Genomic DNA, 12,604 nt, shown 5'->3' with positions numbered 1-12,604 from the left:
AAACCACCTCGCTGAACAGGGACATTCATGAACCGATACTCGAGTGCGGCGATCGGCCTCTACCTGATCGCGGTCATCGCGCAAGCGCTGACGTGGGCCGACTTGAGTAGCGACGAGCGCAGTTCGCGCATCGTGCTCCTCCTACTGGCCGGCGCCCTGCTTGCCGCGATCCTTGGCTCAGGCTCCGGCAAGGATTGAACGTCTCAGCGCTCACAAGCCTCGATGCGAGACCGACCAGTGCGCAGGACACCGCAGTCGCGGGCGAGCACTACACCCCGAAATCGCTACGAAGAAGCGGCCGCCGCTGCCCACTCAACTCGTTGACACGGACGAGAACGTTGCCCCGGACGGCGGAATCCCGAACTCCGGGTACGCGAGAACCAGCGAAATCTGTCCGGATCGCGGGTGATGCGTCAGAAAGTAGTCGGACCACGAGTTGATGCAGGTCACAGCGCGAGGACGGTAGTCTGACTGAAGTGACCTGCCGTCGGAACGGTTCTTCTCACTGACCGTGTCCGGTACACGTGGCAGGATCGGAGCCGTGACGACCAGCAGCTCGCCGCGCCTCGACGACCTCGCCCGCCTGCGCCGCGTGCGCGATCGGATAGACCGGGAGTACGCGCAGCCGCTCGACGTCGAGGCGCTCGCGCGTGGAGTCCACATGTCGGCCGGGCACCTGAGCCGGCAGTTCCGCGCCGCGTACGGAGAATCGCCCTACGCCTACCTCATGACCCGGCGCATCGAGAGGGCCATGGCGCTGCTGCGGCGCGGCGACCTCAGCGTCACCGACGTGTGCTTCACCGTCGGGTGCTCGTCGCTCGGCACCTTCAGCACCCGGTTCACCGAGCTCGTCGGGGTTTCGCCGCGGGCGTACCGGCGTGCGGCAACGCAGACCGACGGCATGCCGTCGTGCGTCTCGAAACAGGTCACGAGACCGGTCAGGAATCGAGAAGTTTCGCAGGGGCCGCGCGCATAGCGTGATCGCCATGGACATCACCATTCACAACGCCTTCCTCCCCCACCTCGACCGCGATGCGACACTCGCGTTCTACCGCGACCTGCTCGGCTTCGAGGTCCGCAAGGAGGTCGGCTACAACGACATGTACTGGATCACCGTCGGCCATCCGGATCAGCCCGGGGTGTCCCTCGTGCTGCATCCGCCTGCCGCCGACCCGGGCGTCACCGAGGACGAGAGGCGCACCGTCACCGAGATGATGGCCAAGGGCACCTACGCGATCCTCACCCTCGCGACCCCGGACCTCACCGCGACCTTCGAAAAGCTCGAGTCCGGCGGCGCCGAGATCGTGCAGGAACCGATCGACCAGCCGTACGGCATCCGCGACTGCGCCGTCCGCGATCCCGCGGGCAACCTCCTGCGCATCAACGAGGTGCGTTGACATGGGCGCCACGAATGTGTCGTCGGTGATCCTGGACGCGGCCGACCCCGACACCGCCACGCAGTTCTACCGCGAACTCGGGGTCGGGCCCCGTATCGGGGTCCGCGCAGGCAACGAGCCGTCGAGTGGGTTCCGCGGGTACACGCTCTCGCTGGTGGTGTCCCAGCCGAATATCGTCGACCTGTACGTCGACGCCGCGACGGCGGGCGGCGCCGCGGTGCTGAAGGCGCCGCAGAAGAGCCTGTGGGGCTACGGGGGTGCGTTCGCCGCACCGGACGGCGCGATCTGGACGATCGCCAGCTCGTCGAAGAAGAACAGCGGCCCGGCGACGCGCACGTTCGACGAGCTCGTGTTGCTGCTCGGCGTGGCGGACGTCAAGGCGAGCAAGCAGTTCTACGTCGAGCACGGCCTCGAAGTGGAAAAGAGCTTCGGCCGCAAGTACGTTCAGTTCGCCGGCTCACCGGACGGCATCACCCTGGCCCTCAACGGGCGACGCGCGCTGGCCAAGAACGCGGGCGTGTCCGCCGAGGGATCGGGGGCACACCGCATCACGATCGAATCCGGCGCCGGAGAATTCACCGATCCGGACGGATTCGCCTGGGGCACTCCGTGACGAAGGGACAACCGATGAGCAGGGACAACGGATGAGCAGGACCGACGACGGCACTTCGACGGCGGCCGACAACCACGACCGCATCCGGGTGCACGGGGCGCGCGTCAACAACCTGAAGGACGTGAGCATCGACCTGCCCAAGCGGCGGCTCACCGTGTTCACCGGCGTCTCGGGTTCGGGCAAGAGCTCGCTGGTGTTCGGCACCGTCGCGGCCGAATCGCAACGCCTCATCAACGAGACCTACAGCGCTTTCGTGCAGGGCTTCATGCCCACGCTCGCCCGGCCCGACGTCGACGTTCTCGAAGGTCTCACCACCGCGATCATCGTCGACCAGGAGCGGATGGGCGCAAACCCGCGGTCGACGGTCGGCACCGCGACCGACGCCAACGCGATGCTGCGGATCCTGTTCAGCCGTCTCGGCAATCCGCACATCGGTTCGCCGCAGGCCTTCTCGTTCAATGTCGCCTCGATCAGCGGAGCGGGCGCGGTCACCGTCGAAAAGGGTGGCCGCACGATCAAGGAGCGACGCAGCTTCAGCATCACCGGCGGCATGTGCCCGCGCTGCGAAGGCATGGGCAAGGTTTCGGACTTCGACCTCACCGCCCTCTACGACGACACGAAATCGCTCAACGAGGGCGCGCTCACGATTCCGGGTTACAGCATGGACGGCTGGTACGGGCGCATCTTCCGTGGGTGCGGATTCTTCGACCCGGACAAGCCGATCGCGGAGTTCACCAAGAAGCAGTTGAACGACCTGCTCTACAAGGAGCCGACGAAGGTCAAGGTCGAAGGGGTCAACGTCACCTACGAAGGGCTGATCCCGAAGATCCAGAAGTCGATGCTGTCGAAGGACCGCGAGGCGATGCAGCCGCACATCCGGGCCTTCGTCGACCGCGCGATCACCTTCCAGACGTGCCCCGAGTGCCACGGCACCCGGCTCAGCGAGGAAGCCCGCTCGTCGACGATCGACGGCAAGAGCATCGCCGACGTGTGCGCGATGCAGATCAGCGATCTCGCCGAGTGGGTGCGTGCGCTCGACGAGCCGTCGGTGGCTCCGCTGCTGAAGTCGCTCGGCGACACGCTCGACTCGTTCGTCGACATCGGCCTCGGCTACCTGTCGCTCGAACGTCCGGCAGGCACGCTGTCGGGGGGTGAAGCGCAGCGCACCAAGCTGATCCGGCACCTCGGATCGTCACTCACGGATATCACCTACGTGTTCGACGAGCCGACGATCGGACTGCACCCGCACGACATCGCCCGCATGAACGACCTGCTGCTGCAGTTGCGCGACAAGGGCAACACGGTGCTCGTCGTCGAACACAAGCCCGAGGCCATCGCGATCGCCGACCACGTCGTCGACATCGGTCCCGGTGCCGGCACCGCGGGCGGCGAGATCGTGTTCGAGGGCACGGTCGACGGGCTCCGCCGTTCCGACACGCTCACCGGCAGGCATCTCGACGACCGCGCGAAGCTCAGGCCGGACGTGCGCACGGCGACGGGTGCGCTCGAAGTGCGCGGCGCCGACGAGCACAACCTGCGCGATGTCGACGTCGACATCCCCCTCGGGGTGCTCGTCGTCCTCACCGGCGTCGCCGGCTCGGGCAAGAGTTCGCTGATCGACGGCTCGGTGGCGGGGCGCGACGGTGTCGTCTCGATCGACCAGGGCGCGATCAAGGGCTCGCGGCGCAGCAATCCCGCGACGTACACGGGGCTTCTCGATCCGATCCGCAAGGCGTTCGCGAAGGCGAACGGCGTCAAACCGGGCCTGTTCAGCGCGAACTCGGAAGGCGCGTGCCCCAACTGCAATGGTGCGGGTGTCGTCTACTCGGATCTCGCGATGATGGCGGGCGTCGCCACGACCTGTGAAGTGTGCGAAGGCAAACGCTTCCAGTCCGAGGTGCTCGACTACACGTTCGGCGGCAAGGACATCAGTGAAGTGCTCGGCATGTCGGTCGCCGAAGCCGAGGAGTTCTTCCGCGACGGCGACGCGAAGATCCCGGCAGCCCACAAGATCCTGCATCGTCTCGCCGACGTCGGCCTCGGCTACGTCAAACTCGGCCAGCCGCTCACCACGCTCTCCGGTGGCGAACGTCAGCGGCTCAAGCTCGCGGCGCACATGGGCGAGAAGGGCGAGGTGTACGTGCTCGACGAGCCCACCACCGGCCTGCACCTCGCGGACGTCGAGAACCTGCTCGGTCTGCTCGACCGGCTCGTCGACTCAGGCAAGTCGGTCGTCGTGATCGAGCATCACCAGGCGGTCATGGCGCACGCCGACTGGATCATCGACCTCGGCCCGGGCGCAGGCCACGACGGCGGGCGAGTCGTATTCGAAGGAACGCCACACGATCTGGTTGCCGACCGCTCGACGCTCACCGGCCGCCACCTCGCGGAGTACGTCGGCGTGTGACGGCAGGACGGGGAGTGGCCGCCCGCGCGGGCGGCCACTCCGTCACGTCAGTCCGAGAATTTCGCGAGCAGTTTGTCCCGCTGCTGGCTGCCGAGGCCGCCGAGCCGGCGGGTCGCGGGGATGCCGACTTCCTCGACGATCGAGGCCGCGGTGGTCTTGCCCACCTTGGGCAGCGACTCGAGCACGTACAGCACCTTCGTCTTCGCGATCGTCTCGTCCTCGTCGGCGAGCGTGAACACCTCGGCCAGGTTCGTCTTGCCGCTCTTGAGGTCCTCCCGCAGCTTGGCCCGCGCGGTGCGCGCGAGCGCGGCCTTCTCGAGTGCCGCCTTGCGCTGTTCCGGAGTCAGGGACGGTAGTGCCATTTCGGATCTCCTCATCTCACCGGGCGTGTCTGCCAGTGCCGCGTGCGGCGGCAGAGGCTTCGACCGTACCGGCAACCAGCGACACCGGGCGCGTTTCGACACGACGCGAACAGCCACCCGCTGCCGTGAGTCAGCGGCTGACGGCCTTCTTGTAGCGCCAGATCGCGAAGGGGACGAAGACGGCGAGCAGCGCCGCCGACCAGATGAGCGACGTGATTTCGGCATTGCGCAGCGGCCATGCCTCGGGCGGCGGAACCGCCGGATTGGTGTTGCCGAACAGGTCGCGCGCCGCCTGGGTGACGGCCGAGACCGGGTTCCATTCGGCCACCACCCGCAGCGGGCCGGGCAGCGACGACGGGTCGACGAACGTGTTCGCGACGAACGACAGCGGAAAGATGACGATGAAGCTCGCGTTGTTGAACACCTCGGGAGTGCGGATCCACAGTCCGACGACGGCCATGACCCACGACAGTGAGTACGCGAACAGCAGTAACAGCAGGTACGCGGCGAGCGCGCGCAGCGGGTCGGTGTGGATGCGCCACCCGACGATCAGGCCGGTGAGCGACATGACGACCAGGCTGATGACGTTGATGAGCACGTCCGACGTGGTGCGCCCGGTGAGCACCGCGGACGACGCCATGGGCAGTGACCGGAACCGGTCGACGATGCCCTTCTGCAGATCTTCCGCCATGCCCAGGCCCGTCCACGTGGATCCGAAGATGACGGTCTGCGTGAAGATGCCCGCTATGAGGAACTCGCGGTAGGACATGCCGGGGATGTCGATCGCACCGCCGAACACGTACGCGAAGAGCAGCACGAACATGATGGGCGAGAGCGTGGTGAACACCAGCAGGTCGGGAACGCGCTTGATCTTGATGAGGTTGCGTTTGGCGATGGTGATGCCGTCGCTCACCGCATACGAGAGTGCACTCATCGGGTCGCTCCCGTCTCGCGCGTGGTCTCCGCGGAATCCGCCTCCGCCGCGGCGCCGTCGGTGTCGGCTTCGTGCCCGGTGAGGATGAGGAAGACCTCGTCCATCGTGGGTCTGCGCAGCCCGACGTCGAACACCGCGATGTCGCGCTCGGCGAGCCGCCCGAGCGCGTCGACGAGGGAAGCCGTGCCTTCCGCGACCGGGAAGGTGACCCGCCTGGCCTTCTCGTTGACGTCGACGTCGCCCGTCGCGACCTGCTGCAGTACGTCGCGGGCGTGTTCGAGGTCGCTGCCGTCCTCGACGCTCAGTTCGATGCGCTCGCCACCGACGCGTTCCTTGAGCGAATCGGCGGTGCCGCGCGCGATGACCGCACCGTGGTCGACGACGACGATGTCGTCGGCGAGACGTTCGGCCTCGTCCATGTACTGCGTGGTGAGCAGCAACGTGGTGCCCCGGGAGACGAGGTCGTCGATGACGTCCCACAGCCCGAGCCTGGCCCGAGGATCGAGCCCCGTGGTGGGCTCGTCGAGGAACAACACCTCGGGCTCGGCGACGAGTGCACCGGCGAGGTCGAGGCGTCTGCGCATGCCACCGGAGTAACCCTTGACGGGCCGATCACCCGCCTCGACCAGATCGAACTGGCGCAGGAGTTCGCGCGAACGTTCGCGCGCTCGCTTGGCCCCCAGGTGGTACAGCCGACCGACCATCTCGAGGTTCTCGAACCCGGTGAGGTACTCGTCGACCGCTGCGTACTGGCCCGACGCGCCGATCCGCGAACGCAACTCCTGGGCGTCGCGGACCACGTCGAGACCGAGCACCCGCGCCGAACCGGCATCCGGCGTGATCAGCGTGGTGAGTACCCGCACCGCCGTGGTCTTGCCTGCCCCGTTGGGGCCGAGCAGTGCGGTGACGGTACCCCGCGGCACGACGAGATCGATGCCGTCGAGTGCGCGCAGGGCCCCGTACTTCTTGACCAGCCCTTCGACCACGATGGCCGCATCCGTCATCTTCGTCTCCGTCCGTCGACCCCGACAGCGCGATGAAGCTACTGAACCAGTGTGACCGGAGGAACCGACAGAAGTCACCGGAAGACGGATCTCGCCGGTGGCGCGCGTGAGGTCAGCCGGTGACGCGCGCCGCGTTGCCCGCGTCGACCGGGACCACGATGCCCGACAGGTGAGCGCTCGCCTCCTCCGCGAGGAACAGCACGACCCGCGTGACCTCGAACGCCTCGAGCCACGGCACGGGCTGGGCGTGCAGCGACTCGAACACCGGGGCGACGTCGTCGGATGTGGGCTGGGCGAGGTCCGGACGCATCATCGAGTACAGGGCGTCGTTGTGGATCATGGGCGTCGAGATGTTTCCGGGCGCGACCGCGTTGACGGTGATGCCGTGCTTCGCGAGGTCGAGCGCCGCGCTCTTGGTGAGGCCGATGACACCCCACTTGGACGCGGAGTACGCGACCATGTTGGTGTTGCCTGCGCGGCCAAGCATCGACGACACCGTGACGATGCGACCGTAGCCGCGCTCGATCATGCCGGGCGACACTGCCGACACGGTGTTGAAGACACCGGTCAGGTTCGAGTTGATCGCCTCGTTCCACTGCTCGCTCGTCATCGACTGCACCGGCGATGCGATCGAGACGCCGGCGTTGGCGACCGCGATGTCGATGCGGCCGAGCTCGTTCTCGGCCTGCGCGACGAGCGCGTCCATCGCGGCGCGGTCGGCGGTGTCGGCCTTGACGGCAAGGCACCGCCGGCCCGTCGCCTCCACCAGTCGCTTCGTCTCGTCGAGGTCGGCCTGGGTGGCCAGCGGGTAGAACACCGCGGGCGAATCCTCCAGCCGGTCGCAGATCACGACGTCGGCGCCGCGTTCGGCGAAGGCGACCGCGTGCGAACGTCCCTGACCCCGCGCTCCGCCCGTGACGAATGCGACCTTGCCTTCGAAGTTGTCCATGTCGATGATGCCCTTCCTCTGCCGCCCGTGTCCTGTCGCTGTACGTCCTATCCGATCGTGGCGCACGGCGAGGGCGTGTGTCCCGGTTGGCGAGAAATGGGCGTGCGCGCGCTCAGCGGGTGAGCACGAGCCCCGACGTCGGGACGCCCGTCCCGGCGGTGACGAGCACGGTGTCGACGTCCGCGACCTGGTTCACGGCGTCGCCGCGCAACTGCCGCACACCTTCGGCGATGCCGTTCATACCGTGGATGTAGGCCTCGCCGAGCTGGCCGCCGTGCGGGTTGAGCGGCATCCGGCCGTCGAGATCGAGTGCGCCGCTCGCGACGAAGTCCTTGGCCTCGCCGCGACCGCAGAAGCCGAGTTCCTCGAGCTGCATCAGGACATACGGCGTGAAGTGGTCGTAGAGCACCGCGCAGTCGACGTCGTCGGGGGAAAGCCCACTGTGGCGCCACAACTGGTCGCCGACGAGCTTCATCTCGGGCAGGCCCGCGAGATCGTCTCGGTAGTAGCTCGTCATGATGAACTGGTCCTGCGCGCTGCCCTGCGCGGCCGCGGCGATGGTGACAGGCGGACGCTTCAGGTCACGCGCACGCTCGGGCGAGGTCACGACGATCGCGACACCGCCGTCGGATTCCTGGCAGCAGTCGAGCAGGTGCAGCGGCTCGGCGATGAACCGCGAGTTCTGGTGGTCTTCGAGAGTGATCGGCTTGCCGTGGAAGAAGGCCGCCGGATTCGTCGCGGCACGGGCCCGGTCGAGGACCGCGACCGCACCGAAATCCTCACTCGTCGCACCGTATTCGTGCATGTACCGCTGCGCGACCATCGCGACGAATGCGGCGGGGGTCGACAATCCGTGCGGATACGAGAACGCATTGTCGGTGCCCGACGAGTTGACCTGTTGCACGAGACCGGTGTTCACCTGCCCGTACCGCTGCCCCGATCGCTCGTTGAACGCCCGGTACGCCACGACGACGTCCGCTGCTCTGGTGGCGACGGCCATCGCAGCCTGGTGCACCGTGGCCGCGGCCGCGCCACCGCCGTAGTGGATCCTGCTGAAGAACGTGAGATTCGGAATGCCCACGGCCCGCGCGACGGCGACCTCGATGTTGGTGTCCATCGTGAACGAGGTGAGGCCGTCGACGTCCGACGGCGACAGGCCCGCGTCGTCGAGGGCGGCGGTGACGGCCTCGGCGGCGAGCCGCAACTCGCTGCGGCCCGAGTCCTTCGAGAAGTCGGTGGCCCCGATGCCCGCGATCGCGGCACGGCCGGACAACGCACTCACAGCTCGGCTCCTGTCGTGAGGGTCACGGTCGAGGTGATGTGGTCTCCCAGAGAATTCCGCCCGACGACGGCGACTGTGACGACATCGTCGTCGACCGACGTGACCTCGCCGCTGAGGGTGAGCGTGTCGTACGCGTACCACGGCACGCCGAGGCGCAGGCTGATCGACTTGACGACGGCCGACGGGCCTGCCCAGTCGGTGACGAACCGTTGCACGAGGCCCGTGTCGGTGAGGATGTTGACGAAGATGTCCTTCGAGCCCCGGGATTGCGCGAGATCGCGGTCGTGGTGCACGTCCTGGAAGTCGCGCGTCGCGAGCGCGGTGGCGACCACGAAGGTCGGACTCGCATGGATCGCGAGTTCGGGCAGCGCCCGGCCCACGTCCACCTGCAGTGTCGAGGTCACGACCGTGCTCCTCTCGGTTGCCACGCGTACAAGGTCCAGGGCTGCCCACCGGTGTCCTCGTCGCCGTCGAAATCGAGGAAGACCGCCTCGACGGGCATACCGACGTGCACGTCCGCAGCGTCGACTCCGCGCAGTTCACCGAGCATGCGCACCCCCTCGTCCAATTCGACGAGCGCGACGACGAACGGCACGCGCCTGCCGGGAACCTTCGGCGCGTGGTGGACCACGAAGCTGAACACCGTGCCGGTGCCCGCCGCGATCACGTAGTCGGTGGTCTCGTCCTTCGCCTTCCACAGCGCGGGAACCGGTGGATGACAGAGCCTTCCGTCCGGTCGCTGCTGGATGCGCAACTCGTGCTGCGCGACGCCGTCCCAGAAGAACTGGGTGTCGAGCGAGACGCTCGGACGCATCATCCGGGCCGGCTCGAGGCCGTCGTGATCGACCGGTTCCGGCGAAGGCTCCTGTCGCGGCGGAGCGAATTTCAGGATACGGAACCGCATCTCGGCAACGACCTCGTCGCCTGCCTCCGTCGGCACCGTCCAGTAGTTGCGCGTCGTGAAGAACCAGCCCTCGCCGAGCGCCGTTTTCTTCGGCCCTACGAGGTCCTCGAGCTCGGACGTGATGCTCACGTGTTCGCCGGGGCGCACGTACCGGTGGTAGGTCTGGTCGCAGTTGGTCGCGACGACCGAGGTGTATCCGGCCGCGTCGAGGATGTCGGTCATGACGCCGAGCGGGTCGTCGGCTTCGCGTTCGGCGCCGAGCCCGCGCATCGTCCACACCTGCGCCATCGCGGGCGGCGCGACCGGGCCACCGTGCCCCGCGGCGCGAGCGGCGGCCTCGTCGACGTAGATCGGGTTCTCGTCGCCGATCGCCTCGACCCAGTTGTTGATCATCGGCTGATTGACGGGGTCGCGTCCGGCGCGAGGCGCACTGCGGCCCCGTGCGCGCAGTGCCTCGGCCGCGTCGGTGATCCCGGCCGAACCGGCGCCCCGGTTCCGCTCGGTCGCGGCGGCATCCATCGTGTCTCCTCTTCGTCGTCCGACCGTCGCTCTAGCGCGGCACCCGTGGCAGCCCGAGGCCCACGGTCGCGATCAGCTCGCGCATCACCTCGTTGACTCCGCCACCGAAGGTGATGACGAGATTGCGCTTGACCTGGACATCGAGCCACTGCAGCAGATCCGAGGTAGCGGGATCGGCGAGATCGCCGTGCCGCCCGACGATGTCCTCGGCAATCCGGCCGACGCGCTGGATGCGTTCGGTGGCGAACACCTTCGTGGCCGACGCGTCGGCGATGTCCACGGCCGACGAGGCGCTCGCCGCCACCTGCCAGTTGAGCAGTTCGTTGAGCCGGAACAACGCGTGGATCTCACCGAGGCCGCGCCGCACATCCGGCTCGCCGAGCAGGTTCTTCTCGGCCGCCCACGACTTCACGTGGTCGTAGATGCCGCCGATCCGGCCGGCCGGGCCGAGCATGACGCGTTCGTGATTGAGCTGGGTCGTGATGAGCTTCCAGCCCTTGTTCTCCTCACCGACGAGCATCGAGGCCGGGACACGGACGTCGCTGTAGTACGTCGCGTTGACGTGATGCGCACCGTCGGGCGTGATGATCGGTGTCCAGCTGTAGCCCGGATCTCGGGTGTCGACGATCAGGATCGAGATGCCCCGGTGCCGCGACTCGGTGTCGCCGGTGCGCACCGCGAGCCAGATGTAGTCGGCGTCGTGGCCGCCGGTCGTGAAGATCTTCTGCCCGTTGACCACGTACTCGTCGCCGTCGCGTACCGCGGTGGTGCGTAGCGACGCGAGATCGGTGCCCGCTTCCGGCTCGGTGTAGCCGATCGCGAAATGCACGTCGCCGGACAGGATCGCCGGCAGGAACTTCCGCTTCTGTTCGTCCGTTCCGTACACCTGGAGCGTCGGGCCCACCGTCTGCAAGGTGACCGAGGGCAACGGGACGTCCGCGCGCACAGCCTCGTTCGCGAAGATCTGCTGTTCGATGTCGCCGAAGCCTCTGCCACCGAACTCGATCGGCCAGCCGACACCGAGCCAGCCGTCCTTGCCCATGCGGCGGACCACCTCGCGGTACGCCGGGCCGTGCCGCTGTGTGCGCATCTGCTCGGCTTCGGCGGGTGTGACGAGACCCGCGAAGTACCGGCGCAGTTCGTCCTGCAGCGCGCGCTGATCGTCGGTCAGTTCGATGAACACCGTTCCCCCAGAAGGTCGAGTCGGTAGTCGGCACCGCCCACGAGACGCGCCAGGTCCTTCGCCGTCGACGAGTAGCGGTGCAGCGGGTATGTGACGTCCACACCGAGCCCGCCGTGCAGATGGTGCAATGTCCGCATCGTCTGCGGCATCTCGGCGGCCAGCCAGTACGCCGCCACGTCCAGATCGTCGGTCGCGTCCAGCCCCTCGCCGAGCCGCCACGCCGCCGACGCCGCGGCGAGGTGCAGTGTGCGTGCGACGACATAGGCGTCGGCGATCTGTTGCGACACGGCCTGGAAGGTCGCGAGCGGCTTGCCGAACTGCTGCCGATCGCGAATGTGCGCCGCGGTGAGATCGGTTGCACCCGCGACGAGCCCGTCGGCGACCGACGCGACAGCCGCGGTGACGAGCTGCGCGTATTCGGCGAGCGCCTGCGTCCCACGCGCGACGAGCACGCCGTCGGCGCCGTCGAGCGCGATCGCGGCCTCGGGGGTGCCCGCGGCATTGGCGACCGTGGTGAGAGTGAGCGCCGCGTCGTCGGTGCGCACGGCGGCGACACCGAGATCCGTGGGCACGAGTACGCGCGCGGCCTCGGCGCCGTAGGGCACTGCCTGCACCCGCCCGTGCACCACGACACGTCCGGAACCGCTTTCCCGCGCGGTGGTTTCGGGAGTATCGGGAAGCGGACGGCCCGGCTCGCCGAGCGCACCCGTCACGATCGACCCGGCTGCGATCTCGCCGAGGATCTCGTGTACCGCGTCGTCGCACTCGCGGCCCTGCCAGTGCCGCAGCGGCAGGACGGCGAGCCCGAGCGTCGCAAGCGCGGGCGACGGCGCCGCCGCGCGGCCCACTTCCCGCAGCAGGCTGCACACGTCGGCCACACCGAGGCCGTCGCCGCCGAGTGATTCGGGCAGCGCCGCGGCCACGAGGCCCGCGTCGACGAACGCCGACCACTGCCCGTCGGTGTCGAGGTCGCGGCCGAAGACGCCGGTGGCGACCTCCGACAACGCCTCGGCGGTGTCACTCTTCGTGAAATCCACTGGCTACCTCGCC

General features: G+C 68.0%; 14 protein-coding genes. 5 read left to right on the top strand and 9 right to left on the bottom strand.

Annotated elements, in window-relative coordinates; translation table 11 throughout:
• The first annotated feature begins 27 nt into the window (after nucleotides 1–27).
• From HCA44_RS05090 to HCA44_RS05070, 5 genes are all read left to right on the top strand, one after another.
• A complete protein-coding gene (locus tag HCA44_RS05090; protein WP_169647451.1) occupies nucleotides 28–198 on the top strand; it encodes a hypothetical protein in 171 nt (56 codons plus the stop codon).
• Nucleotides 199–541: 343 nt separating this feature from the next.
• Nucleotides 542–976, top strand: coding sequence for a helix-turn-helix transcriptional regulator (locus HCA44_RS05085; protein WP_169647450.1), 435 nt, complete (start codon nucleotides 542–544; stop codon nucleotides 974–976).
• Nucleotides 977–986: 10 nt separating this feature from the next.
• A complete protein-coding gene (locus HCA44_RS05080; protein ID WP_169647449.1) occupies nucleotides 987–1,397 on the top strand; it encodes a VOC family protein in 411 nt (136 codons plus the stop codon).
• Between the two features lies 1 nt (nucleotide 1,398).
• The gene (locus tag HCA44_RS05075) at nucleotides 1,399–2,010 is read left to right on the top strand and encodes a glyoxalase (RefSeq protein ID WP_169647448.1); all 612 of its coding nucleotides are present in this window, start codon (nucleotides 1,399–1,401) and stop codon (nucleotides 2,008–2,010) included.
• A 31-nt stretch (nucleotides 2,011–2,041) separates the two neighbouring features.
• A complete protein-coding gene (locus HCA44_RS05070; protein WP_169647447.1) occupies nucleotides 2,042–4,417 on the top strand; it encodes an excinuclease ABC subunit UvrA in 2,376 nt (791 codons plus the stop codon).
• A 47-nt stretch (nucleotides 4,418–4,464) separates the two neighbouring features.
• Here HCA44_RS05070 and mihF read toward each other — a convergent pair whose 3' ends face one another.
• From mihF to HCA44_RS05025, 9 genes are all read right to left on the bottom strand, one after another.
• Nucleotides 4,465–4,779 carry an integration host factor, actinobacterial type gene (gene mihF, locus HCA44_RS05065; RefSeq protein WP_169647446.1) on the bottom strand — a complete coding sequence of 105 codons (315 nt, stop codon included), beginning with the start codon at nucleotides 4,777–4,779 and terminating at the stop codon, nucleotides 4,465–4,467.
• Between the two features lie 130 nt (nucleotides 4,780–4,909).
• Entirely contained in the window at nucleotides 4,910–5,713 is an 804-nt protein-coding gene (locus tag HCA44_RS05060) for an ABC transporter permease (protein ID WP_169647445.1), read from the bottom strand.
• Nucleotides 5,710–6,717 carry an ATP-binding cassette domain-containing protein gene (locus HCA44_RS05055; RefSeq protein WP_169647444.1) on the bottom strand — a complete coding sequence of 336 codons (1,008 nt, stop codon included), beginning with the start codon at nucleotides 6,715–6,717 and terminating at the stop codon, nucleotides 5,710–5,712. The genes HCA44_RS05060 and HCA44_RS05055 overlap by 4 nt, the downstream gene beginning before the upstream one ends.
• A gap of 112 nt (nucleotides 6,718–6,829) precedes the next feature.
• Nucleotides 6,830–7,666 (bottom strand): mycofactocin-coupled SDR family oxidoreductase, encoded by an 837-nt coding sequence (locus tag HCA44_RS05050; RefSeq protein ID WP_169647443.1) that lies wholly within the window; start codon nucleotides 7,664–7,666, stop codon nucleotides 6,830–6,832.
• A 112-nt stretch (nucleotides 7,667–7,778) separates the two neighbouring features.
• Nucleotides 7,779–8,948 carry a lipid-transfer protein gene (locus HCA44_RS05045; protein WP_169647442.1) on the bottom strand — a complete coding sequence of 390 codons (1,170 nt, stop codon included), beginning with the start codon at nucleotides 8,946–8,948 and terminating at the stop codon, nucleotides 7,779–7,781.
• Complete coding sequence (locus HCA44_RS05040; RefSeq protein WP_169647441.1) at nucleotides 8,945–9,352, bottom strand: MaoC family dehydratase; 408 nt, start codon at nucleotides 9,350–9,352, stop codon at nucleotides 8,945–8,947. Before HCA44_RS05040 ends, HCA44_RS05045 begins: the two co-directional genes overlap by 4 nt.
• Nucleotides 9,349–10,371, bottom strand: a complete 1,023-nt coding sequence (locus tag HCA44_RS05035) for a bifunctional MaoC family dehydratase N-terminal/OB-fold nucleic acid binding domain-containing protein (protein ID WP_169647440.1) — start codon at nucleotides 10,369–10,371, stop codon at nucleotides 9,349–9,351. Before HCA44_RS05035 ends, HCA44_RS05040 begins: the two co-directional genes overlap by 4 nt.
• A gap of 31 nt (nucleotides 10,372–10,402) precedes the next feature.
• A complete protein-coding gene (locus tag HCA44_RS05030) occupies nucleotides 10,403–11,554 on the bottom strand; it encodes an acyl-CoA dehydrogenase family protein (protein WP_169647439.1) in 1,152 nt (383 codons plus the stop codon).
• Nucleotides 11,539–12,591, bottom strand: coding sequence for an acyl-CoA dehydrogenase family protein (locus HCA44_RS05025; protein ID WP_169647438.1), 1,053 nt, complete (start codon nucleotides 12,589–12,591; stop codon nucleotides 11,539–11,541). Before HCA44_RS05025 ends, HCA44_RS05030 begins: the two co-directional genes overlap by 16 nt.
• Nucleotides 12,592–12,604 lie beyond the last annotated feature (13 nt).

The sequence above is a fragment of the Rhodococcus sp. HNM0569 genome (genome assembly GCF_012726205.1).
Taxonomy (GTDB): Bacteria; Actinomycetota; Actinomycetes; order Mycobacteriales; family Mycobacteriaceae; genus Rhodococcus_F.
Note: the sequence above shows the minus strand (reverse complement) of the source record. Positions and strands in the feature narration are given on the sequence as shown.

Excerpts from the sequence above, each read along its gene's own strand:
- HCA44_RS05090 (WP_169647451.1), top strand. The coding sequence starts at position 28 with ATGAACCGATACTCGAGTGCGGCGATCGGCCTCTACCTGATCGCGGTC.
- HCA44_RS05080 (WP_169647449.1), top strand. The coding sequence starts at position 987 with ATGGACATCACCATTCACAACGCCTTCCTCCCCCACCTCGACCGCGAT.
- HCA44_RS05075 (WP_169647448.1), top strand. The coding sequence starts at position 1,399 with ATGGGCGCCACGAATGTGTCGTCGGTGATCCTGGACGCGGCCGACCCC.
- HCA44_RS05070 (WP_169647447.1), top strand. The coding sequence starts at position 2,042 with ATGAGCAGGACCGACGACGGCACTTCGACGGCGGCCGACAACCACGAC.
- mihF (WP_169647446.1), bottom strand. The coding sequence starts at position 4,779 with ATGGCACTACCGTCCCTGACTCCGGAACAGCGCAAGGCGGCACTCGAG.
- HCA44_RS05060 (WP_169647445.1), bottom strand. The coding sequence starts at position 5,713 with ATGAGTGCACTCTCGTATGCGGTGAGCGACGGCATCACCATCGCCAAA.
- HCA44_RS05055 (WP_169647444.1), bottom strand. The coding sequence starts at position 6,717 with ATGACGGATGCGGCCATCGTGGTCGAAGGGCTGGTCAAGAAGTACGGG.
- HCA44_RS05050 (WP_169647443.1), bottom strand. The coding sequence starts at position 7,666 with ATGGACAACTTCGAAGGCAAGGTCGCATTCGTCACGGGCGGAGCGCGG.
- HCA44_RS05035 (WP_169647440.1), bottom strand. The coding sequence starts at position 10,371 with ATGGATGCCGCCGCGACCGAGCGGAACCGGGGCGCCGGTTCGGCCGGG.